This is a genomic window from Laedolimicola ammoniilytica, assembly GCF_025567165.1.
Lineage (GTDB): Bacteria > Bacillota > Clostridia > Lachnospirales > Lachnospiraceae > Laedolimicola > Laedolimicola ammoniilytica.
Genome location: NZ_JAOQKC010000001.1, coordinates 21011 through 41977, shown reverse-complemented (window position 1 = coordinate 41977; position 20967 = coordinate 21011). Strand labels below are relative to the sequence as shown.

Genomic DNA, 20967 nt, shown 5'->3' with positions numbered 1-20967 from the left:
TCATTCATTCCTAATTCTATTCTAACACCGGAAGATTCAAAAAACTACCTGCAACTTTGCAATAGGAATTTGAATTTTCTTTTTCTATCCACACCATCTAACGTTTCACGTGAAACATTTTCGCACATCATAGAAATTGAAACCGAATCCCCCTATCCTACAAAAGATTGGTCATTTTCACCTTTCGTCCTCACAATCCAGAAATAAAAATCCTCCTCACCGGGAGGCCTGTTGATTTTCCATCGCTTCTGCTTGCGCCAGGCAGTGCCTGAGAGAGCCACTGTCCAAGACCCGCAGGGGCGAGTTTGGCGATCAGGCACGCATAAGCCGCGCGAACAGAAGCCGGAAAATCGCACACTCCCGGTGGGGAGGAGGATTTTTATTTCGTCCGTTATTTTGAACATTAGATCAAAACTTTTTTTACAATGAAGTGTCTAATACTTTCTGCTTACAATAATCCCAACAACAAACACTATACTTGCAGGAATTAGCAAAAACAACGCATTAACAAGTATCCAGACATAGAAAGGTGCAGCATTAAGCAGTGTATCATATTGAAAAAAATTGATTATTGTTTTAATAACAAATGCTATTGCTAATAACGCACTTATGATATTGCAAATTATTTGTATGTTTTTCTTTTTCATACACTACTCCATTCTATACACATGCATCATCTAACGTTTCACGTGAAACATCTCACACTCTTAATGCAGCGGCTCCTTGGTTGGCATTCCTGCCTTTCTCGGATATTTCTTTGCCGTCGCCTTCATTTTTTCAATATACAGTAGACAGCGATACATATCTGAACCCGGAAGCATGAATTCCTTCCGCTGTCCAATCCGTCCACCCAGGATCTCCACAGCCTTCCCGGCAGCTTCAATCTCTTCCTGTATCTTTCCGGATTTATAGGGTACGAATGCTCCACCCACCTTCACAAAAGGCAGGCAGTATTCCGAAAGCGACGCCAAATTTGCCACCGCCCGGGAAACGCAGCAATCGTACTGCTCCCGGTACTCTGCTTTTTTTGCGTATTCTTCCGCTCTTCCATGCAGAGCTTCTACCTGCTCCAGTCCAAGTGCGTCTACAACTTCCTGTAAAAATTTCACTCTCTTGTTCAGGGAATCCAATAGTGTCACCTGAAGCTGTGGGTACACGATTTTCAAAGGGATTCCCGGAAAGCCTGCGCCAGTTCCCACATCGATCCATTTTTCGTTGTCGCCCGGTTCCCGCACTTCCTTTATCATCACACTGTCAATGAAATGCTTCTGCACCACTTCTTCAAATTCTGTAATGGCAGTCAAGTTCATCACTTCGTTTTTTGCGATCAGCATCTCATAATACTGCTCAAACTGCTCTGCCTGCTTTTCGCTCAGTTCTATTTGAATTTTGGAGAATTCGTCCCGAATATACGCTCTCTTATCCATGTTCTATTTCCTTATATTATGCTTTTCTATTTCAGATGCTTTTTCTTACTTACCTATCCTTTAAAAGTCTGAAAAAGCGTCATCCATATTTTTACATTTTTATACCAGTATCCATTCTATTTACTTTTTATGCTCCAGCCACACCAACAGCACCGATATATCCGCTGGCGACACGCCCGAGATTCGCGAAGCCTGTCCGATAGACAGGGGTCTCACTGCCGTCAGCTTCTGTCTCGCCTCTGTCCGCAGGCTTGGAACTTCGTTATAATCCAAACTCTCCGGCAATTTTTTATTTTCCAGTTTTTGGAATTGTTCAACCTGTCGCATCTGACGCTGGATATATCCGTCGTATTTCATATGGATATTCACCTGCTCAGCCACACCACGCATCAGTTTCGGCCTCTTCGGATCCAGAGGCGCCACAATATCGTAGCTGAGCTCCGGGCGCTTGATCAGCTCTGCCAGAGAGATGCCGGAATTCAGAGGCGTACTGCCGTACTCATTCAGAAGCTCCTGTACCTGCTCCGAAGTTCCCACGAATACCTTCTCCACCCGCGCGATTTCTTCTGCGATCTCCCGTTCCTTTTCCAGCAGGTTCTGATAACGCTCTTCTGAAATCAGCCCCATCTCATGTCCAATCTTTGTCAGCCGCAGATCCGCGTTATCCTGACGGAGAAGCAGACGATATTCTGCCCGGGATGTCATCATACGATAGGGTTCCCGGTTTTCCTTTGTAACCAGATCGTCAATGAGAACTCCGATATAAGCCTGGGATCGATCCAGAATTAAAGGTTCTTTTCCCAGTAATTTACGTCCCGCGTTGATTCCCGCAATCAGTCCCTGAGCCGCAGCTTCCTCGTATCCGGAGCTTCCGTTAAACTGTCCGCCACTGAAAAGTCCCGAAAGCTTCTTAAATTCCAGGGTCGGATAAAGCTGTCTTGCGTCAATGCAGTCATACTCGATAGCATACGCATTCCGCACGATCCGCACATGCTCCAGTCCGGCCACAGAGGAATACATGGCATGCTGCACATCCTCCGGCAGGGAACTGGACATGCCACCCACATACATTTCGTTTGTATACAGGCCCTCCGGCTCCAGAAATACCTGATGCCGGTTCTTATCAGCGAATCGAACCACCTTGTCCTCGATAGACGGACAATACCGGGGACCAGTTCCTTCAATCATTCCCGAATACAGAGGAGAACGATCCAGATTTTCCCGGATAATTTTGTGAGTTTCTTCGTTGGTATAGGTCAGCCAGCAGGATATCTGGTGCTTCTGAATCTCATCCGGATCTGTCGTAAAAGAAAACGGCACGATCCGCTCGTCCCCAAACTGCTCCTGCATCTTACTGAAATCAATGGAACGCTTATCCACCCGGGCCGGCGTTCCGGTCTTGAACCGATACATCTCAATGCCCAGATTTTTCAGCGATTCCGTCAGATGGGTCGCCGCCTGCAGACCATTTGGTCCCGTATAATTGCTGATATCGCCATAGATACAGCGTGCCCGCAGATAGGTTCCGGTACAGAGTACCACAGCCTGAGATTCATAGATGGCTCCTGAAGTAGTTTTGATCCCTTTGATCACACCATCATCAGCCAGAATCTCAGCTACCTCCGCCTGCACGATAGCCAGATGCTCCGTATTCTCCAGCACCCGGCGCATACTGCGGCTGTATTCCGCCTTATCTGCCTGGGCCCGCAGGGAATGGACCGCCGGTCCCTTGGACACATTCAGCATTTTCGACTGAATAAAGGTTTTATCGATATTTTTCCCCATCTCTCCGCCCAGTGCGTCGATTTCCCTCACCAGGTGGCCCTTGGAGCTGCCTCCGATGTTCGGATTGCAGGGCATCAATGCGATGCTGTCCACGCTCACAGTAAAAATAATAGTCTCCAGACCCATTCTCGCACAGGCCAGAGCTGCCTCGCAGCCCGCGTGGCCCGCGCCCACGACGACAACCTGACAGGTCTCCCGATATACATTCTTCATACTCATCACCCGATCTTATCTATCATAAATGCGCCTGTTTCAACACTTTCTGTTTCCATCATTCGCATTCTATTTTCCCATACAGAATTTTCCAAATATTTCATTTGCCAGATCATCTCCGATCTCTTCCCCGATGATAAACCCGAGAGATGTATACGCATCCTTCAAATCAATCGTAAAGAAATCCTCCGGCATTCCATTTTCGATGCTCTCTATAACCATCGCCAGACTATTCGCCGCATCCGCAAGCGCCTGCTTCTGCCGCAGGTTCGTGATCAGCACCTCGTCGTTGAAATCCACCTCACCTTGGAAGAACAGACTTCGTATCTTCTCTTCCAACTCCTGGATTCCCTCGCCCTCCTTTGCGGAAATAACCAGAACCGGATGTCCTGTCTTCTCCCGCATCGTTTCCGGCGTAATCACCGGCTCCAGATCCGATTTATTCAGAAGCACCAGCGCCTTTTTATCTTCCAACAGCTTCAGAATCTCCCCGTCGCTCTCATCCAACGCCCGGGAGCTGTCCGCCACGTAGAGGATCAAATCCGCGTCCTCTGCCTGTTTTCTGGCCCGCTCCACGCCGATCTGCTCCACCACATCCTCAGTGGAACGGATTCCAGCCGTATCCAGCAGCTGTAAGGATACCTCGCCAAGCTGTAACTGTTCTTCCAGCACATCCCGGGTGGTTCCGGCGATCTCCGTTACAATCGCCCGCTCCTCTCCTAAGAGTACATTTAAAAGGGAGGATTTTCCCGCATTGGGCTTGCCCAGGATAACAGTCTTAATACCCTCTTTCAGCATTCGCCCGCTCTCGGAGCTTTTCAGCAGCTTTTCCACCTCTGCGGCAATTTTGCGCACCTTCGTAAGCAGCTCGTCGCTGTATCCGTCCAGACTGATATGCTCCGGATCATCCATAGCCGCCTCCACAAATGCCATCTCATACAGAATCTGTGCCCTCAGTTTTTCGATCTCCTGTCGCACCGTACCTTTTAACTGCGCCAGAGAGGATTTCAGAGCCATCTCATTTTTCGACTGAATCAGATCCATCACAGCCTCGGCCTGGGAGAGATCCATCCGCCCATTTAAAAAGGCCCGCTTGGTGAATTCTCCCGGCTCTGCGGCACGGGCGCCATGTTTCAGAACGGCCTCCAGAATCTTCTGCATGACCAGCCGTCCACCGTGACAGTCGATCTCCGCCGTATCCTCCGCCGTATAGCTGTGGGGCCCGCGCATCAGCATGACCAGCACCTCGTCAAGCACCTGATCGCCGTCCACAGCCATACCGTAATGCACCGTATAGCCCAGTTGTTCGCTCATAACTTTCTTTTCATTTTTCGGTCGAAATACTTTCTCCAGCACTGCAAAGGCCTCCGGGCCGCTGATACGGATAATTCCGATCCCGGCGCTGCCCATAGCTGTTGCAGTGGCTGCAATGGTATCTGTATGATTCATCGTCTTTCTAACTCCGTTTAGAGAAAAAGGAACGCCTTAGCGTTCCTTTTTCTTATTATAATTTCGATTATAACGTCCTCTGTTCCGGTTACCGTAATTGTCCAGCTTTACGCCTTCCTTTAAGGTAACGACCACCCGGCGGTAAGGATCCTCGCCTTCGCTGTGGGTGCATACATACTTATCATTCTGAAGAGCGGAATGAATCACTCTTCTCTCATACGGGTTCATTGGTTCCAAAGATACCGGCTTTCTGGTTCTCTTCACCTTCTGGGCGATATTCTTTGCCAGATTCTCTAGGGTCGCCTTTCTGCGCTCCCGATAATTCTCTGTATCCACCTTTACGCGGATGTAATCCTCAGTGTTCTTATTGACCACCAGGCTGGAAAGATACTGCAGAGAATCCAGTGTCTGGCCTCTCTTGCCGATCAGAACGCCCATATCTGCACCGTCCAGTGTAATATTCATCTCTCTGTCCTGCGGATTCTGAGTGATATTCACGGTCACTTCCATACCCATCGCGCCAAATACATCCTTCAGGAACTTCTCCACCGGCGCGGTATCTACCGGAACAGCCGGCTTGTCCGACTTCGGAGCCGATGCAGGAACCGCGGCCTTCGGCGCTTCTTTTACTGCAGATGCTAAAGCGGCCTTCGGCGCTTCGCTCTTCGGAGCAGCCTGTTTCTTTGCCTCTACGGGCTTCTCCTGCTTCTTGGGAGCCTCTGTCTTCTTCACCGGTTCAGACGGTTTCGGAGCTTCTTTCTTCTCATTGACACGATTCAGGAGCTTTTCCATCTCCTTATCGGCCTTCTCCTTCGCCTCTATCTCCTCATCGGATTTCTGATGCGCACGGATGACAGCCTTTCTTCCGCCGATTCCCAGAAAACCGGATGTGGGCTGTGTAATAACCTCATAAGCAACCTTGTCTCTGGTGGTTCCCAGCTGAATTGCAGCTTCCAGAACCGCATCCTCGATTGTTTTTGCGGAAACCTCAATACTTTCCATATCAGACACCCCCGTCTTTTACTTCTTCTTGTTCTTCTCGTCAAACTTTTCTACCATTCTCGCCTTGGCTGCCAGGCTTCCCGGCTTTGCCTCGGTATTCTTATAGAACTCGGTAGAATCCTGGATCTGCTTCGCGCGCTCTGCGGCACTCAGCTCCGGCTTCTTATTTACGGATTTTGCGCTGGATCTTGCCACATTGTTCAGCTTCTCGGGCGGCAGGCCGTCCTTTTCGCGCTTGCGGTTATATTTCTCAATGTTTTTCTTGATTTCTTCATCAATATCCATCTTGGACAGATACTTGTTGATCACGAGCTGCTGGACCATACGAACCACACCGCTCATCACCCAGTACAGGCCCACACCTACGGGAAGTACTGCACAGAAATATACAGACATCAGCGGCATGAAGTTGTTCATCATCTTCATGGACTGCATCATCTCGTTGTTGGAATCGTCGCCGCCCCCATTGGCTGCCTGGGGCATCAGACGAACGCTCACCCACTGGGTCAGACCTGCCAGTACCGGAATCGCGATAGCCACGAGCAGAAACAGATAATTATGCTCACCCAGATACTGCTTTGCGCTGTACCAGGGAGAGTTGGCGATGTTCAGTCCAAAGAAATTATTAAATCCATTCAGAGTCTGACGCGCGGTCTCCATAACGGAGCTTAAATCCGGAAATGCGGCTGCTATGCTGTCCCACTCTGCGGTGGATGCCTTGTTCAGTACGTCGATGATGGTATTCTCCGTAAAGCCCTGCTTCTTGAACTGCGCCGCGCTCTTCAGGCCCATGATCACGTCCTGAGCGCCCTTGCTGGCCATCAGCTCAGTAACCAGCGGATAGTAAGCGGCTCTTACCTTATCTACATAAGCCGGAATTGCGTATACCACCCGGTATACAGCCAGCAGAACCGGAAACTGAATCAGCAGCGGCAGACAGCTTCCCGTCTGGGATGTGCCGTATTTCGCATAGACAGCCTTCATCTCGTCCTGCATCTTTACCATGGATACCTGATCCTGCTTGCCCTGATACTTCTTCTGAATGGCCTGAATCTCCGGATTCATCCGGACAGACATTCTGGCGAACTTCTGCTGCTTGTAAGTCAGCGGAATCATCAGAGTATATACCACGATGGTAAATAAAATAATCGCCAGACCTACGCTGGGCGTTCCCATAGAATACAGTAAATCAAAAATACGCTCAATCAACCATCCCAGAATCGCCGCGAACTGGCTCAGAATCGGCGTCGCATTCCGGGTCAAAAATAAACCTGTCAATGAATGAATCCTCCTTAGCTATGGTACGGGATCATATCCACCACTGGAAAACGGGTTGCATCTTAAAATTCTCCAGGCGGCCAGAATGCTTCCTTTGACAGCTCCGTATTTCTGAATAGCCTCCAGACCATACTGAGAGCAGCTGGGATAATAAGGACACTTTGTACGTTTCATCGGCGATAGATATTTCTGATAAAATTGAATCAATCTGATCAATACAATTTTCATTCTTCTTTTAAAACTCCCTGAAGCTTTCCCAAGTGAAGCAGCGCGCTTTCGATCTCTCTCATGCTCCGATCCTTCGCGCTGACCCTTGCGATGACTACCATGTCCAAACCACTATTGAACATGTCTTCATGCAGTCTGTAACTTTCCCGAATCAATCTGGTGATTCTGTGCCGCACAATGCTGTTGCCAACCTTTTTGCTGACAGAAACACCGAGACGATTCTTCTCCAGACCGTTCTCCTTCACATAAAGTACCAGATAACGGTTGGCACGGGACTTTCCTTCCTTATATAAAAGCTGAAAATCCCGGTTCTTTTTCAAAGATTCTGAATGCGGATACTTCATACACTCTCCAAAAGTCTGAAAAACTTAAAAGAGAAAAAAAGGCCACATATATGCGGCCTACGCGGATAATTTCTTTCTTCCCTTTAATCTTCTGGCAGCTAATACCTTTCTTCCGCCAGGAGTGCTCATTCTAGCTCTAAATCCGTGAACCTTTGCTCTGGATCTTTTCTTCGGTTGAAATGTCATTTTCATGGTGCCTACACCTCCTATCTACAAAATATCATTTCAATTATATTCATAAAAGCCCATAAAGTCAAGCAATTTGGCGCTAAATTTCATTTTCTTCCCGGATTTTATATATCTTGTGCCTCTCCGAAAGTTATCCACAAGATGTGGATAAAATGTGGATAATAAGTGGATAACCTGATTTTTCTGCTTGATCGCCGTCCGGATTTGGTATATTATTGATTATAGGATAAATTGCTCTTTTTGCGTAAAATTCGTGAAAAAGGGCACTGAGGAGATAAATGATGAATCTGATAAAAGAAAAATGGAGCGAAATTCTCGAACACGTCCGGAAGGAGCATGAGCTTTCGGATATTTCTTTTGAGACCTGGCTGCTCCCCCTGACGGTCCACAGCACCGACAACCATGTGGTGAAAATCATCGTCCCCATGGGCGAACAGATGATTACCTATCTGAATTCCAAGTTTAAGACGCCTATCTTCGTGGCCATCGCCGAGTTTACCGGCGAGAAATACGACGTGGAATTCATTACCGAAAAAGAGGCCATGGAGCAGAAAAGTGCGGAAACTCCCGCTTCTTCTGCCGGTTCCGCCGATCGCCCGGTAAACAGCCCGGATTTTGAAAAGTCCAACATCAACCCGAAGTTTACCTTCGATACCTTCGTGGTCGGCAGCAACAACAAGTTTGCCCACGCCGCGTCCCTGGCCGTAGCCGAGACGCCCGGTAAAGTGTACAATCCTCTTTTCCTGCATGGAGGCGTAGGACTGGGCAAGACCCATCTGATGCACGCCATTGCCAACCATATTTTAAAGGAAAATCCGAATATGAAGGTGCTCTACGTCACCAGTGAGTACTTCACCAACGAGCTGATCGAGACCCTGCGAATGGGCGATCCCTCCGGTATGACCCGTTTCCGTGAGAAATACCGGAACATCGACGTGCTGCTCATCGACGACGTGCAGTTCATCATCGGTAAGGAAAGTACCCAGGAGGAATTTTTCCATACCTTCAACGCCCTTCACACGGCCAACAAGCAGATCATCATCTCCAGTGACCGGCCGCCCAAGGACATTGAGACTCTGGAGGAACGTCTTCGGACCCGTTTTGAATGCGGTCTGATCGCCGACGTATCTTCCCCGGATTTTGAAACCAGAATGGCCATTCTGCGGAAAAAAGAGGAACTGGAGGGCTACCACATCGACGACGATATCATTACCTATATCGCCACGAATATCAAGTCCAACATCCGTGAGCTGGAAGGCGCTTTCAACCGTCTGATCGCCCTGTCCACCCTGGAAAAACGGCCCATCGATATGCTTCTCGCGGAGGAAGCCATCAAGGATATCATTTCCCCGGGCGAAAGCCGGAAGGTGACCCCGGAGCTAATCATCGAGATCGTGGCGGAACATTTCCATATTACGCCTGCCGATATCTACAGCAACAAGCGCACCGCCAATATCGCCTACCCCCGCCAGGTGGCCATGTATCTCTGCAAGGAGAACGGCACCACCTTGAAGAAAATCGGTGACATCATGGGCGGCCGCGATCACACCACCGTCATGCACGGCGTGGAAAAGATCGAAAAAGAGCTGCAGAACAACGATTCCACCATCCGTACCATCGGAACCATCCGAAAGAAAATTAACCCAAACTAAGGGAGCCGACTTATTCACATTTCACTGTGGACAAGTATGTTGATCCTGTGGGGAAAACTTTTCCGCGAATCAGGCCATGTGTATAACCCCTCTGGTCTGAGGGCAGTTATACAGTACTTTTTCACATAGTTATCCTTTGCCTGAAGCCTTGATTTCAGGGGCCTCAGACCACTTATCAACATATTCACAGTCCCTACTACGGATACGACGGATTATTTTATATATTTATCTATATCCCCCTCCGGGGAACGAACGAAAGGAGTTATACACATTATGAAGTTCGTCTGCAAAAAATCAGACCTTTTAAAAGGTGTTAATATCGTTTTGAAAGCAGTTCCTTCCAAGACCACCATGTCCATTCTGGAATGTATTCTGATCGATGCTTCTGCAGGACAGATTAAAATGACAGCCAACGATATGGAACTTGGCATTGAGACCGTGATCGAAGGAGATATCCAGGAGAAAGGCATCATTGCCATTGACGCAAAGATTTTCTCCGAGATCGTAAGAAAGCTACCGGATAATGACGTGACCATTGAGACCGATGCCAATTTCCAGATGCTCATCAGCTGCGAAAAGGCACGGTTCCATATTGCTGGAAAATCCGGCGATGATTTCTCCTATCTTCCTTATATTGAAAAAGCGGAGCCGGTGGTGGTATCCCAGTTCAGCCTCCGCGAAGTGATCAAGCAGACTATTTTCTCTATTTCCGATAATGAGAGCAATAAAATGATGACCGGTGAACTCTTCGAGATCAATGGCAATCACTTAAAGGTGGTTTCCCTGGATGGCCATCGCGTGTCTATCCGCAATCTGGAGCTGAAAGAGGAGTACGAGCCGAGAAAGGTGATCGTACCCGGAAAGACGCTGATCGAGGTCAGCAAAATCCTCTCCGGCGAGCTGGACGCTTTGGTGAATCTGTTCTTTACCAAGAACCACATCGTATTCGAATTCGATGAGACCACGGTGGTATCCCGTCTTATCGAGGGCGAATATTTCCGCATCGAGCAGATGCTTTCCAGCGATTATGAAACAAAAGTAAAGGTCAATAAGAAGGAGCTTCTGAACTGTATCGACCGCGCAACCCTGCTGATTCGCGAGAGCGACAAGAAGCCCATCATCGTCCAGATCAGCGACGGCGAGATGCGCCTGAAGCTGACATCCGGCGTGGGCTCCATGAATGAGGAAATCGTCATCGAAAAAGAAGGCAAGGACATTCTGATCGGTTTCAATCCGAAGTTTTTGATCGATGCCCTGCGTGTCATCGACGATGAAATGGTGACCTTATATCTGGTTAATCCGAAAGCGCCCTGCTTTATCCGGGATGAGAAGGGGACTTATATCTATCTGATCCTTCCGGTCAACTTCAGCAGCGCTTCTGTATAAAGGAGACATTATGGAATATATCGAAGTAGCCATCCGCGACGAATTTATCCGCCTGGGCCAGGCCATGAAGCTGGCCGGCATCCTTTCCCTGGGATCGGATATCAAGTATGAGATCGTGGACGGCAAGGTAAAGGTAAACGGCCAGGTGGAGGAGCGCAGAGGCCGTAAGCTCCACAAAGGCGACGTATTTACCTATCAGGGACAGGACTATAAAATCGTATGATCATCGAATCCATGGAACTGAAGAATTTCCGGAATTACCGGGAGCTTAATCTTCAGTTTGATGCCAACACCAACATTTTCTACGGCGATAACGCCCAGGGAAAGACCAATATTCTGGAGGCCGTGTATTTAAGCGGCACCACCAAGTCCCACAAGGGCAGCCGGGATCGGGATATGATTTATTTCGGGGAAGAGGAAGGGCATCTTCGAACCTTTGTAAAGAAGGGAGAGATCGAATATCAGATCGATATTCATCTGAAGAAGAATAAGACCAAGGGCATCGCCATCAACGGTGTGCCGATCCGGAAGGCCAGCGAGCTCTTCGGCATCGCGAATTTTGTCTTTTTCTCTCCGGAGGACTTAAGTATCATCAAGCAGGGTCCGGGCGAACGGCGTCGGTTCCTGGATATGGAGTTATGTCAACTGGATAAGGTGTATCTCCACCACCTGACAGGCTATAACCGTATCGTGGCACAGCGCAATAAGCTCTTAAAGGACTTGAGCTTCCGACCGGAACTGCGGGACACGCTGGATATCTGGGATATACAGATGGCAGAATATGGGAAAAAGATCATTGAGAGCCGGGAGACTTTCATCGAATCCCTGGGGGAGATTATTCGTGGAATCCACGAAAAGCTCTCCGGTGGCAAGGAGGAGCTGACCCTGTCCTACGAGAAAAATGTGGGAGCGGAGGAGCTTTTCGACGCTATTACCCGGAGCCGGGAGCGGGATATCCGCATGAAGACCTCGAATGTGGGTCCCCATCGGGATGATCTACTATTCGCCATCGGCGGCGTCGATATCCGGAAATTCGGATCCCAGGGACAGCAGCGGACTGCGGCCTTATCCCTGAAATTATCTGAGATCGAGCTGGTCAAACAGGTGATTCACGATACGCCTGTCTTACTTCTTGACGATGTGTTGTCTGAACTCGATCACAATCGGCAAAACTATTTATTAAACAGCATTCATGATATTCAGACCATGATCACCTGTACGGGTCTGGATGAATTTGTAAATCACAGGTTTTCGATCAACAAGGTTTTCCGGGTGATCGAGGGCGCTGTATACAGCGAAAATTAGTTATAGGAGGATGGAACATGAGCGCAGAATACGGAGCAGATCAAATCCAGATTTTGGAAGGACTTGAAGCAGTCCGGAAGAGACCTGGTATGTACATCGGAAGCACTTCCTCCCGCGGACTTCATCATCTGGTTTACGAGATCGTAGATAATTCAGTGGACGAGGCCCTGGCAGGCTTCTGTAAAAATATTGATGTGACGATTCACAAGGATAATTCCATCACCGTCATCGACGACGGTCGTGGTATCCCGGTGGGAATCAATCATAAGGCCGGCATTCCGGCGGTAGAAGTGGTCTTTACCGTGCTGCATGCAGGCGGAAAGTTCGGCGGCGGAGGCTATAAGGTATCCGGTGGCCTGCACGGCGTGGGCGCATCCGTAGTCAATGCGCTTTCCGAGTGGCTGGAGGTTCGTATCTACAGCGAGGGAAAAATCTATTACCAGCGGTATCAGAGAGGCCATGCAGTAGAGCCGCTGAAGGTGATCGGCGAGTGCGCTCTGGAAAAGACCGGTACTCAGGTCACTTTTCTGCCGGATAAGGAGATCTTTGAGGAGACCGTCTACGATTATGATATCCTGAAGGTGCGTCTGCGGGAAATGGCGTTCCTGACCAGGGGATTGAAGATCATTCTCAGGGACGATCGTCAGGAGCCTCAGTACAAAAAGGAATTCTGTTATGAGGGCGGTATCAAGGAGTTCGTAAGTTACCTGAACCGATCCAAGACGGCTCTTTACGAGCAGATCATTTACTGCGAAGGTACGGTCAACGACGTGGTCGTAGAAGTGGCGCTGCAGCACAATGACTCCTACACAGAGAACTGCTACAGCTTCGTCAATAACATCAATACCCCGGAGGGTGGTACTCACCTGACCGGTTTCAAAAACGCGCTGACCAAGACGTTTAATGATTACGCGCGGAAAAATAAGCTCCTGAAGGACAGCGAGCCCAGTTTGAACGGCGACGATATCCGCGAGGGTCTGACCGCCATCATCAGCATCAAGATCGGTGAGCCACAGTTTGAGGGCCAGACCAAGCAGAAGCTGGGCAACAGTGAGGCCAGAGGCGCGGTAGATAACGTGGTTTCTGAGCAGCTGATGATCTTCCTGGAGCAGAACCCCATGGTAGCCAAGGTGATTCTGGAGAAATCTATTCTGGCCCAGCGTGCCCGCGAGGCTGCCAGAAAAGCCCGCGATCTGACCAGAAGAAAGACCGCTCTGGACGGTATGGCCCTGCCCGGAAAGCTGGCAGACTGTTCCGATAAGAATCCGGAGAATTGTGAGATCTATATCGTAGAGGGAGATTCCGCAGGCGGTTCCGCAAAGACAGCCCGGTCCCGTGCGACCCAGGCTATCCTGCCCCTGCGAGGCAAAATCCTGAACGTGGAGAAAGCCCGCCTGGATAAAATATATGCTAATGCGGAGATTAAGGCTATGATTACCGCCTTTGGTACCGGTATCCATGAGGACTTTGATATCAGCAAGCTTCGGTATCATAAGATCATTCTGATGACCGATGCCGACGTGGACGGCGCGCATATCAGTACACTCCTTCTTACATTTATTTACCGATTTATGCCGGACCTGATCAAAGAAGGCTATGTCTATCTGGCACAGCCGCCTCTGTTCAAGCTGGAGCGCAATAAAAAAGTATGGTACGCCTACAGCGACGAGCAGCTGGCAGACATTCTGAACGAGGTAGGCCGCGATCAGAACAATAAGATCCAGCGTTATAAGGGTCTTGGCGAGATGGACGCCGAACAGCTCTGGGAGACTACCATGGATCCGGAGAAGCGAATTTTACGTCGCGTAACCATGGAAGATGCGGATTCCGCCGAGATCGATCTGACCTTCAATACACTGATGGGCGATAAAGTAGAACCCCGGCGTGAATTTATCGAGACAAACGCGAAATTCGTGAAAAACTTAGACATTTAACAGTTCAGCCATGGCGCGGCTGAATGTCCGTAACCTAGTAAGGGAGAATAGAAAATGGAAGACAATATCTTTGACAAAGTCCATGACGTGGACTTGAAAAAGACCATGGAAGATTGTTATATCGATTATGCCATGAGCGTTATCGCAGCCCGTGCCCTTCCGGATGTCCGGGATGGCTTAAAGCCGGTACAGCGGCGAGTGCTTTACTCCATGATCGAGTTGAATAACGGACCGGATAAGCCCCACAGAAAGTGCGCGCGTATCGTCGGCGATACCATGGGTAAATATCACCCCCACGGCGACAGCTCCATCTACGGAGCCCTGGTCAATATGGCTCAGGACTGGTCCACCCGTTATCCGCTGGTAGACGGTCACGGTAACTTTGGTTCCGTGGACGGAGACGGCGCGGCAGCCATGCGATATACCGAGGCCCGCTTAAGCAAAATTTCCATGGAAATGCTGGCGGACATCAATAAAAATACCGTAGATTTTGTACCGAACTTCGATGAGACTGAGAAGGAACCCTCCGTGCTTCCATCCCGTTTTCCGAACCTGTTGGTCAACGGTACCACGGGTATCGCAGTCGGTATGGCGACCAATATCCCGCCGCACAATCTGCGCGAGGTCATTAAGGCTGTGGTGAAGCTCATTGATAACCGGATCGAAGAGGACCGCGACACCACCATCGAAGAGATTTTAAAAATCGTCAAGGGACCGGATTTCCCCACAGGCGCGGAGATTCTGGGAACCAGAGGCATCGAGGAAGCCTACCGGACAGGCCGCGGCAAGATCCGCGTGCGTGCCGTGACGAACATCGAGACCATGAGCAACGGCAAGAGCCGCATCGTGGTTACCGAGCTTCCCTATATGGTCAATAAGGCCCGGCTCATCGAGAAGATTGCCGAGCTGGTAAAAGAAAAACGCATCGACGGCATCACCTACATCGGCGACGAGTCCAGCCGCGAGGGTATGCGGATCAACATCGAGCTCCGCAAGGACGCCAACGCCAACGTGATCCTGAATCAGCTCTATAAGCACACCCAGCTTCAGGATACCTACGGCGTTATCATGCTGGCTCTGGTAGGCAAGGAGCCGAAAGTCCTGAACCTTCTGGATATGCTGAAGTATTACTTGCTTCACCAGGAGGACGTGGTTACCCGCCGCACCAAATACGACTTAAATAAGGCCGAGGAGCGCGCCCATATCTTAAAAGGCCTGCTCATCGCCCTGGACAATATTGATGAAGTCATCCGGATCATCCGCGGATCCCAGTCCACGCCGGAGGCAAAGCAGAAGCTGATGGAGCGCTTCGGACTGGACGACGTACAGGCCCAGGCCATCGTAGACATGCGTCTGCGCACACTGACCGGTCTGGAACGGGAGAAGCTGGAGGCAGAGTATAAGGCGCTGATGGAGCAGATCGATTACTTAAAGGGAATTCTGGCAGATGAGAAGAAGCTGCTGGGCGTCATCAAAGAGGAGATTACCGTCATCGCGGATAAATACGGCGACGACCGCCGTACCAGCATCGGCTTCGACGAGTTCGACCTGTCCATGGAAGACCTGATTCCTGAGGAGGACGTGGTGATCACCATGACGAACTTAGGGTACATCAAGCGTATGACCACCGACAATTTCAAGAGCCAGAACCGCGGCGGCAAGGGTATCAAGGGCATGCAGACCATCAATGAGGATTACATCGAGGATCTGATGATGACCACCACTCACCATTACATCATGTTCTTTACGAACACCGGTAAGGTGTACCGCCTGAAGGGCTACGAGATTCCCGAGGCCAGCAGAACCTCCCGCGGAACCGCCATTATCAATCTCTTGTCCCTGCAGCCGGGCGAGAAGATTACCGCGGTCATTCCGATCAAAGAGTACGAGGAAGGCAAGTACCTCTTCATGGCCACCAAGAATGGTCTGGTGAAGAAAACTTCCATCCGGGAATACGCCAACGTGAAGAAGTCCGGCCTGGTAGCCATCAATCTCCGTGACAGCGACGAGCTGATCGAGGTGAAGTACACCGATGACGATCAGGACATTTTCCTGATTACGAAGTATGGCATGTGTATCCGATTCAAGGAGACGGACGTAAGAGCCACTGGCCGTGCGTCCATGGGCGTCATCGGTATGAATCTGGCTGATCAGGACGAGATCGTAGGCATGCAGGTTCAAAGCCAGGGCGAGTATCTGCTGGTAGTATCCGAAAAAGGTCTGGGCAAGCGCACCGATATGGATGAATTTACTGTACAGAACCGTGGCGGTAAGGGTGTAAAGTGCTACAAGATTACCGACAAGACCGGCAATGTGGTCGGAGCCAAGGCGGTCAACGAGGATAACGAGGTCATGCTCATCACCACCGAGGGCATCATTATCCGGATTCCGTGTAACGGCATTTCCATCATGGGCCGTATCACTTCGGGCGTGAAGCTCATGAACGTGGATTCTGAAAACGTATCTGTGGCAAGTATTGCCAAGGTACGGGAGCAGATGAATAAGGATGATTCCGCCGAGGAAGAAGAAATTTGATGTGCAAGTCTGAGACTGCGCTGCAGTTCCAGAATTGAGGGCGTTTTCCCTATAGAATCTTGCACATCGAATTTAAAATAAATATTGATAAACAATAAAAACATATTGAAAAACAATAAATAAAGTGGTAAGATACAGGTATCTGAAAGGGATAGCTGTATCTTACCACTTTTTCTTTTACTATTTTCAATGTATTGCGGGCAGAAAGAAGATCGACAGTGAGATACCATATAAAGTTTACATAATATTCTACAAATTACAGGAGGTCTCTATGAAAATCACGAAATTTACAAAGGCTTTGCTGGATTTCATGCTCTGGGCGGGGATTCTGGCGGCTTTCAGTCTTCCGGTTTCCCTGAAAATCCTGGGAGACTATTTTCCGGAGTATCGGCGGTATTATCTGCCGCTGCTGGTGTTCCTGTTTCTCTCCGGCATTTTCGCGGTGCTGATTATCCGGGAGCTTCGATCTATGTTCCGGACAGTTCTCGCTTCAGACTGCTTCGTGGAGAAAAATGTAACCAGTCTGAAGAGAATGTCAGTCTACAGCTTCTGCATTGCGGGACTGACCGTGATTCGATTATTTCTGGCGACGACTCCGGCGGCTATGGTGGAGGTGCTGGTGTTCCTGATCGCGGGTCTGTTCAGCCGGGTGCTGGCAGACGTTTTCGATCAGGCTGTTACCTACAAGCTGGAAAATGATTTAACCATATAGGGGGATTTGAAATGGCAATTCGTATCAATCTGGACGTCATGATGGCCCGGCGGAAAATCGGCCTCACGGAGCTTTCCCAGGAGGTGGATGTGACCATGGCCAATCTGTCCATTTTAAAAAATAACAAGGCAAAGGCGGTGCGGTTTTCGACCCTGAACGCCATCTGTAAGGTGCTGGACTGCCAGCCCGGCGACATTCTCGAATACGTCCCGGACGGTGACGGCACGGAGGTCAGTGAGGAGGGGATCTAACATGAAGCTATGGGAAAAGCGGAAGAACTTCAGCCATCTGCAAGTGTTGTTTGGATTTTCACTTTTTTATGTATTCTGTCTGTATGACAATTTTTCAGGTGTACTGTATCCGGTATTTCTGGCTGGGATGCTTATGCTGTACCAGGGCCTGATGAAGCAGGCCGGGCGCTCGATCAAAAAAGACTCCAGGCTCTATATGCTGGCCATCCTGCTTCTGGGAGTATCTACCTTCTTGACCGGCAATCTTATCATCATCTGGTGCAATAAGCTGGCCGTCTGGGTATTATTCGGCATTCTGCTTCTGCATGACGGCTATGAGGATCAAAACTGGACGGTATTTCGCTATGTGGGCGGTTTATGGGATCTGGCAATGAAGACGCTGGCCCATCTTTTCGCGGTGTTCCCGGAGCTGGCCAAAAGCCGGAGAGCGCGGAAGGAACAGGCCGGAACAGGTGAAAAGAAGCGGAATGGGAAACTGATTTATGTGATCCTGGGCATTCTGGTGGGCGTAACCCTGCTCTGTCTGATCCTGCCGCTTCTGATTTCAGCTGACGAGGTCTTCGATCAGATGCTGGGCGGCGCGTTCGATTGGGTGGTTCAGGTGATCAGTCAGATGATCCTTCCGACAAAGCTGATTTTCATGACGCTCAAGTTCCTCTGGGGGCTGATGTTTTTCTTTGCTATCTACAGCGCTGTAAAGAACCGAAAGCCCCAGGCGGAAGAAAAGGATCTCCGCACCCAGGAGCCGGTTCTGGCGATCACGGCGCTGGCGGTTATCGGTGTGGTCTATCTGTTGTTCTGCATGGTTCAGATTTCCTACCTGTTCACCGGCGGCTTCACCCTTCCGGCGGAATATTCCTACGCAGGCTTTGCCAGACAGGGTTTCTTTCAGCTCCTTTTTGTCAGTGCGCTGAATCTGCTGCTGGCGCTGGTTACACTGATCCTTTTCCGGGAAAATAAGGTTCTGAAAATCATGTTGACATTTATTTCCGCCTGCACGTATATTATGATGATTTCCTCGGCCTGCCGGATGTTCCTGTATATTCAGGCCTACCGGCTGACCCGGCTCCGGGTGCTGGTGCTGTTTGCGCTGCTGGCGCTGGCAGTGTTGTTTGCGGGAGTGATCCGGAATATTTTTCAGGAAAGCTTCCCGTTGTTCCGGTACAGCGTGGCGGTAATAACGGTGCTGTATCTCGTCCTCTCCTTCAGTCACATGGACGCCTGGATTGCCTCCTACAATATAGCCCACGATCAGACCAGCTATCTTTACGAGCTGTCCACAGACGCGTCGAGCCCGATGCTGAAAGCTGCAAAGGAAGGAACGGCGGAGGCGGAGATGACGAGAGCATATTTTTCCATGAATGAGTATCGGCAGGAGGAGCATACGGGGATCCGGAAATTCAACGTGTCGGAGTTTCTGTTTAAGCTGCGGTGTAAAGAATACTTCCGCGGGGATACCGGCGCGCCGCTGGAATAAAATCTGGCGGTTCGGCAGAGTCCGCGCCGCCGGAACTTTAGGATGACAAATGAAGTGCTTTATATTATAATTACATTGAGTTCGTGTACCTTTTCTGAGTAATACGAATTCAATGTAATTTTTTTGATCGGAGACTTTATGCAAAATAAATTGTTACGGGTGGCAGACGGTGTGGTACTCTGGCTGTCCATTCTGCTGTTCGGGTTTCTGACGGCGGCCAGCATGTTAAGCACCGCCTATTTCACACCGGATTCCTCCTACGGGGAGCGGCCGGAGTACCGGTGGGATGTGATTCCGCTGAATCTGCTGTTCCTGGCAGCTGTTGTGGGAATCTTATATATATTATATAAAAAACAGATATTTAAGAAAATTTCCACGAAAATGCTGACTGCAATTGCGGTTTTGTTCGTGATCGGAATGAGCGTTTTCTGGATCCAGGTGAGTCACACCTACCCAGAGGCCGATCAGAAGGCGGTATCCTGGGTGTCCTACCTGATGACCCAGAATAATTTTCTCTTTTTTGAGCATGGAAAATACATGCAGATCTACCCGAACCAGCTGGGCCTGACGGCGATCCTGGAGGTTCTGTACCGGTTGACCGGCGGGGAAAACTGGAAAGCCTTTATGTACCTGACTGCCCTGGCAAATGGAGTCGTGGTCTATCTGCTTTATCGGATTACGGATCGGCTCTATCACGATCAAAATGCGGATTGTCTTGTCTTGCTGGCGTCCATGGGCTGCATCCAGATTATCTTATACAGCACCTTCCTCTACGGAATGATGCTGGGACTGGCCTTCGCGCTGGAGGCCTTTTACGCGCTGCTTCTTTTTCTGGATCATGGGAAATGGCGTTATGCGGTAAGTGCCGGAATTTTGATTGGAATTTCGATTCTGGTGAAGAATAATTACAGTATCTTTCTGGTGGCGCTGGTGATTCTGCTTTTGTATGACGCGGTAAAAAAGAGCGTCAGTACGATCAAAAAGGAGCAGATGGAACAAACGGCACACAGACAACCGATGCTCAAAACAGAAGAAAGCAAACTGGGCACAGATCAAAAAGAAAATGAAAAATCAGGAATGGGGAAAGCAGGCAAAAGTTTCGTTGCGATTCTGATTATTCTTGGTATGACAGTAATTTTAAGTAAGAGTCTGACCGCTTTTTATGAGCACCGCTCCGGCATCCCCATCGAAAGCGGTATGCCCAAATCCCTCTGGGTCGCCATGGGCATGCAGGAGGGCGAACGCGCCGAGGGCTGGTATAACGGATTTAACTTCGACACTTATGTAAACTCAGACTGCGATCCAGTGGTCAGCGACGCCATGGCCAGAGAGGCCATAACGGAGTCGCTGCAGCATTTTCAAAAGGATCCGGTCTATGCCGCCCGCTTTTATTTGAGAAAGACCCTGTCCCAATGGAACGAGCCCACTTATGAGGCCCTCTGGGTCAACCAGTTTCACAACGGCGATTTTTCCACGATCGTCCAGAGCATCTATGAGGGCAAGCTGTATCGGGTGCTCAGCGAATACATGAATCTGTTCCAGCTCCTGGTCTTCGTGGCAGTCTTCGCAGGGCTTTTGATCGGCAGAAAAGGGGAGAAGCGCTGGCAGCTTACCGAGCTGTTCCTGCCCATGGTGATCCTGGGAGGATTTTTCTTCCACACCATCTGGGAGGCCAAGTCCCAGTATATTTTCCCGTATTTCGTATGTATGCTTCCGGGCGCGGCCGCAGGGCTTAGCGGTGTGCTGGGAAAATGGAGCCCCGGAAACATGGGCAAATAGATGAAATGCCCTACGGGTATC

At 49.7% G+C, this 20967-nt stretch carries 19 protein-coding genes; 10 read left to right on the top strand and 9 right to left on the bottom strand.

The window, feature by feature from the left end; all coding sequences use genetic code 11:
• Positions 1–434: 434 nt before the first annotated feature.
• The 9 genes from OCV63_RS00200 to rpmH all read right to left on the bottom strand — a co-directional run bounded on the left by OCV63_RS00200 (position 435) and on the right by rpmH (position 7918).
• Positions 435–647: a hypothetical protein gene (locus tag OCV63_RS00200; RefSeq protein ID WP_158361301.1), complete on the bottom strand. Its 213-nt coding sequence runs from the start codon at positions 645–647 to the stop codon at positions 435–437.
• 60 nt (positions 648–707) lie between these two features.
• Positions 708–1427 (bottom strand): 16S rRNA (guanine(527)-N(7))-methyltransferase RsmG, encoded by a 720-nt coding sequence (gene rsmG / locus OCV63_RS00195; protein ID WP_158361299.1) that lies wholly within the window; start codon positions 1425–1427, stop codon positions 708–710.
• A 120-nt stretch (positions 1428–1547) separates the two neighbouring features.
• A complete protein-coding gene (gene mnmG, locus OCV63_RS00190) occupies positions 1548–3425 on the bottom strand; it encodes a tRNA uridine-5-carboxymethylaminomethyl(34) synthesis enzyme MnmG (protein WP_158361553.1) in 1878 nt (625 codons plus the stop codon).
• Between the two features lie 69 nt (positions 3426–3494).
• On the bottom strand, positions 3495–4874 hold the full coding sequence (gene mnmE / locus OCV63_RS00185) for a tRNA uridine-5-carboxymethylaminomethyl(34) synthesis GTPase MnmE (protein WP_158361297.1): 1380 nt from the start codon (positions 4872–4874) through the stop codon (positions 3495–3497).
• A gap of 36 nt (positions 4875–4910) precedes the next feature.
• Positions 4911–5876, bottom strand: coding sequence for an RNA-binding cell elongation regulator Jag/EloR (gene jag, locus OCV63_RS00180; protein ID WP_158361295.1), 966 nt, complete (start codon positions 5874–5876; stop codon positions 4911–4913).
• An 18-nt stretch (positions 5877–5894) separates the two neighbouring features.
• The gene (locus tag OCV63_RS00175; RefSeq protein ID WP_158361293.1) at positions 5895–7154 is read right to left on the bottom strand and encodes a YidC/Oxa1 family membrane protein insertase; all 1260 of its coding nucleotides are present in this window, start codon (positions 7152–7154) and stop codon (positions 5895–5897) included.
• Positions 7155–7172: 18 nt separating this feature from the next.
• A complete protein-coding gene (gene yidD, locus OCV63_RS00170) occupies positions 7173–7382 on the bottom strand; it encodes a membrane protein insertion efficiency factor YidD (protein WP_158361291.1) in 210 nt (69 codons plus the stop codon).
• Complete coding sequence (gene rnpA, locus OCV63_RS00165) at positions 7379–7726, bottom strand: ribonuclease P protein component (protein ID WP_158361289.1); 348 nt, start codon at positions 7724–7726, stop codon at positions 7379–7381. Before rnpA ends, yidD begins: the two co-directional genes overlap by 4 nt.
• A 57-nt stretch (positions 7727–7783) precedes the next feature.
• Positions 7784–7918: a 50S ribosomal protein L34 gene (rpmH, locus tag OCV63_RS00160; protein WP_158361287.1), complete on the bottom strand. Its 135-nt coding sequence runs from the start codon at positions 7916–7918 to the stop codon at positions 7784–7786.
• Between the two features lie 278 nt (positions 7919–8196).
• On the opposite strand from rpmH, the gene dnaA reads away from it, so the two are divergent.
• The 10 genes from dnaA to OCV63_RS00110 all read left to right on the top strand — a co-directional run bounded on the left by dnaA (position 8197) and on the right by OCV63_RS00110 (position 20946).
• Entirely contained in the window at positions 8197–9567 is a 1371-nt protein-coding gene (dnaA, locus tag OCV63_RS00155) for a chromosomal replication initiator protein DnaA (protein WP_262670563.1), read from the top strand.
• A gap of 273 nt (positions 9568–9840) precedes the next feature.
• On the top strand, positions 9841–10953 hold the full coding sequence (dnaN, locus tag OCV63_RS00150; protein WP_158361284.1) for a DNA polymerase III subunit beta: 1113 nt from the start codon (positions 9841–9843) through the stop codon (positions 10951–10953).
• Between the two features lie 10 nt (positions 10954–10963).
• Complete coding sequence (locus OCV63_RS00145; RefSeq protein WP_158361282.1) at positions 10964–11176, top strand: RNA-binding S4 domain-containing protein; 213 nt, start codon at positions 10964–10966, stop codon at positions 11174–11176.
• Positions 11173–12258, top strand: a complete 1086-nt coding sequence (gene recF / locus OCV63_RS00140; RefSeq protein WP_158361280.1) for a DNA replication/repair protein RecF — start codon at positions 11173–11175, stop codon at positions 12256–12258. The genes OCV63_RS00145 and recF overlap by 4 nt, the downstream gene beginning before the upstream one ends.
• A gap of 17 nt (positions 12259–12275) precedes the next feature.
• Positions 12276–14192 carry a DNA topoisomerase (ATP-hydrolyzing) subunit B gene (gene gyrB / locus OCV63_RS00135; protein WP_158361278.1) on the top strand — a complete coding sequence of 639 codons (1917 nt, stop codon included), beginning with the start codon at positions 12276–12278 and terminating at the stop codon, positions 14190–14192.
• Between the two features lie 54 nt (positions 14193–14246).
• Positions 14247–16727, top strand: a complete 2481-nt coding sequence (gene gyrA / locus OCV63_RS00130; RefSeq protein ID WP_158361276.1) for a DNA gyrase subunit A — start codon at positions 14247–14249, stop codon at positions 16725–16727.
• A gap of 271 nt (positions 16728–16998) precedes the next feature.
• Positions 16999–17439 (top strand): DUF2975 domain-containing protein, encoded by a 441-nt coding sequence (locus OCV63_RS00125; protein WP_158361274.1) that lies wholly within the window; start codon positions 16999–17001, stop codon positions 17437–17439.
• 11 nt (positions 17440–17450) lie between these two features.
• Positions 17451–17690 carry a helix-turn-helix domain-containing protein gene (locus OCV63_RS00120; RefSeq protein ID WP_158361272.1) on the top strand — a complete coding sequence of 80 codons (240 nt, stop codon included), beginning with the start codon at positions 17451–17453 and terminating at the stop codon, positions 17688–17690.
• Between the two features lies 1 nt (position 17691).
• Complete coding sequence (locus tag OCV63_RS00115; RefSeq protein WP_158361270.1) at positions 17692–19167, top strand: DUF4153 domain-containing protein; 1476 nt, start codon at positions 17692–17694, stop codon at positions 19165–19167.
• A 138-nt stretch (positions 19168–19305) separates the two neighbouring features.
• On the top strand, positions 19306–20946 hold the full coding sequence (locus OCV63_RS00110) for a glycosyltransferase family 39 protein (protein ID WP_158361269.1): 1641 nt from the start codon (positions 19306–19308) through the stop codon (positions 20944–20946).
• Positions 20947–20967 lie beyond the last annotated feature (21 nt).

Bases quoted from the DNA above. Each gene is read 5' to 3' on its own strand.
- OCV63_RS00200 (WP_158361301.1), bottom strand. From the start codon at position 647: ATGAAAAAGAAAAACATACAAATAATTTGCAATATCATAAGTGCGTTA.
- rsmG (WP_158361299.1), bottom strand. From the start codon at position 1,427: ATGGATAAGAGAGCGTATATTCGGGACGAATTCTCCAAAATTCAAATA.
- mnmG (WP_158361553.1), bottom strand. From the start codon at position 3,425: ATGAAGAATGTATATCGGGAGACCTGTCAGGTTGTCGTCGTGGGCGCG.
- mnmE (WP_158361297.1), bottom strand. From the start codon at position 4,874: ATGAATCATACAGATACCATTGCAGCCACTGCAACAGCTATGGGCAGC.
- jag (WP_158361295.1), bottom strand. From the start codon at position 5,876: ATGGAAAGTATTGAGGTTTCCGCAAAAACAATCGAGGATGCGGTTCTG.
- yidD (WP_158361291.1), bottom strand. From the start codon at position 7,382: ATGAAAATTGTATTGATCAGATTGATTCAATTTTATCAGAAATATCTA.
- rnpA (WP_158361289.1), bottom strand. From the start codon at position 7,726: ATGAAGTATCCGCATTCAGAATCTTTGAAAAAGAACCGGGATTTTCAG.
- rpmH (WP_158361287.1), bottom strand. From the start codon at position 7,918: ATGAAAATGACATTTCAACCGAAGAAAAGATCCAGAGCAAAGGTTCAC.
- dnaA (WP_262670563.1), top strand. From the start codon at position 8,197: ATGAATCTGATAAAAGAAAAATGGAGCGAAATTCTCGAACACGTCCGG.
- dnaN (WP_158361284.1), top strand. From the start codon at position 9,841: ATGAAGTTCGTCTGCAAAAAATCAGACCTTTTAAAAGGTGTTAATATC.
- OCV63_RS00145 (WP_158361282.1), top strand. From the start codon at position 10,964: ATGGAATATATCGAAGTAGCCATCCGCGACGAATTTATCCGCCTGGGC.
- recF (WP_158361280.1), top strand. From the start codon at position 11,173: ATGATCATCGAATCCATGGAACTGAAGAATTTCCGGAATTACCGGGAG.
- gyrB (WP_158361278.1), top strand. From the start codon at position 12,276: ATGAGCGCAGAATACGGAGCAGATCAAATCCAGATTTTGGAAGGACTT.
- gyrA (WP_158361276.1), top strand. From the start codon at position 14,247: ATGGAAGACAATATCTTTGACAAAGTCCATGACGTGGACTTGAAAAAG.
- OCV63_RS00125 (WP_158361274.1), top strand. From the start codon at position 16,999: ATGAAAATCACGAAATTTACAAAGGCTTTGCTGGATTTCATGCTCTGG.
- OCV63_RS00120 (WP_158361272.1), top strand. From the start codon at position 17,451: ATGGCAATTCGTATCAATCTGGACGTCATGATGGCCCGGCGGAAAATC.
- OCV63_RS00115 (WP_158361270.1), top strand. From the start codon at position 17,692: ATGAAGCTATGGGAAAAGCGGAAGAACTTCAGCCATCTGCAAGTGTTG.
- OCV63_RS00110 (WP_158361269.1), top strand. From the start codon at position 19,306: ATGCAAAATAAATTGTTACGGGTGGCAGACGGTGTGGTACTCTGGCTG.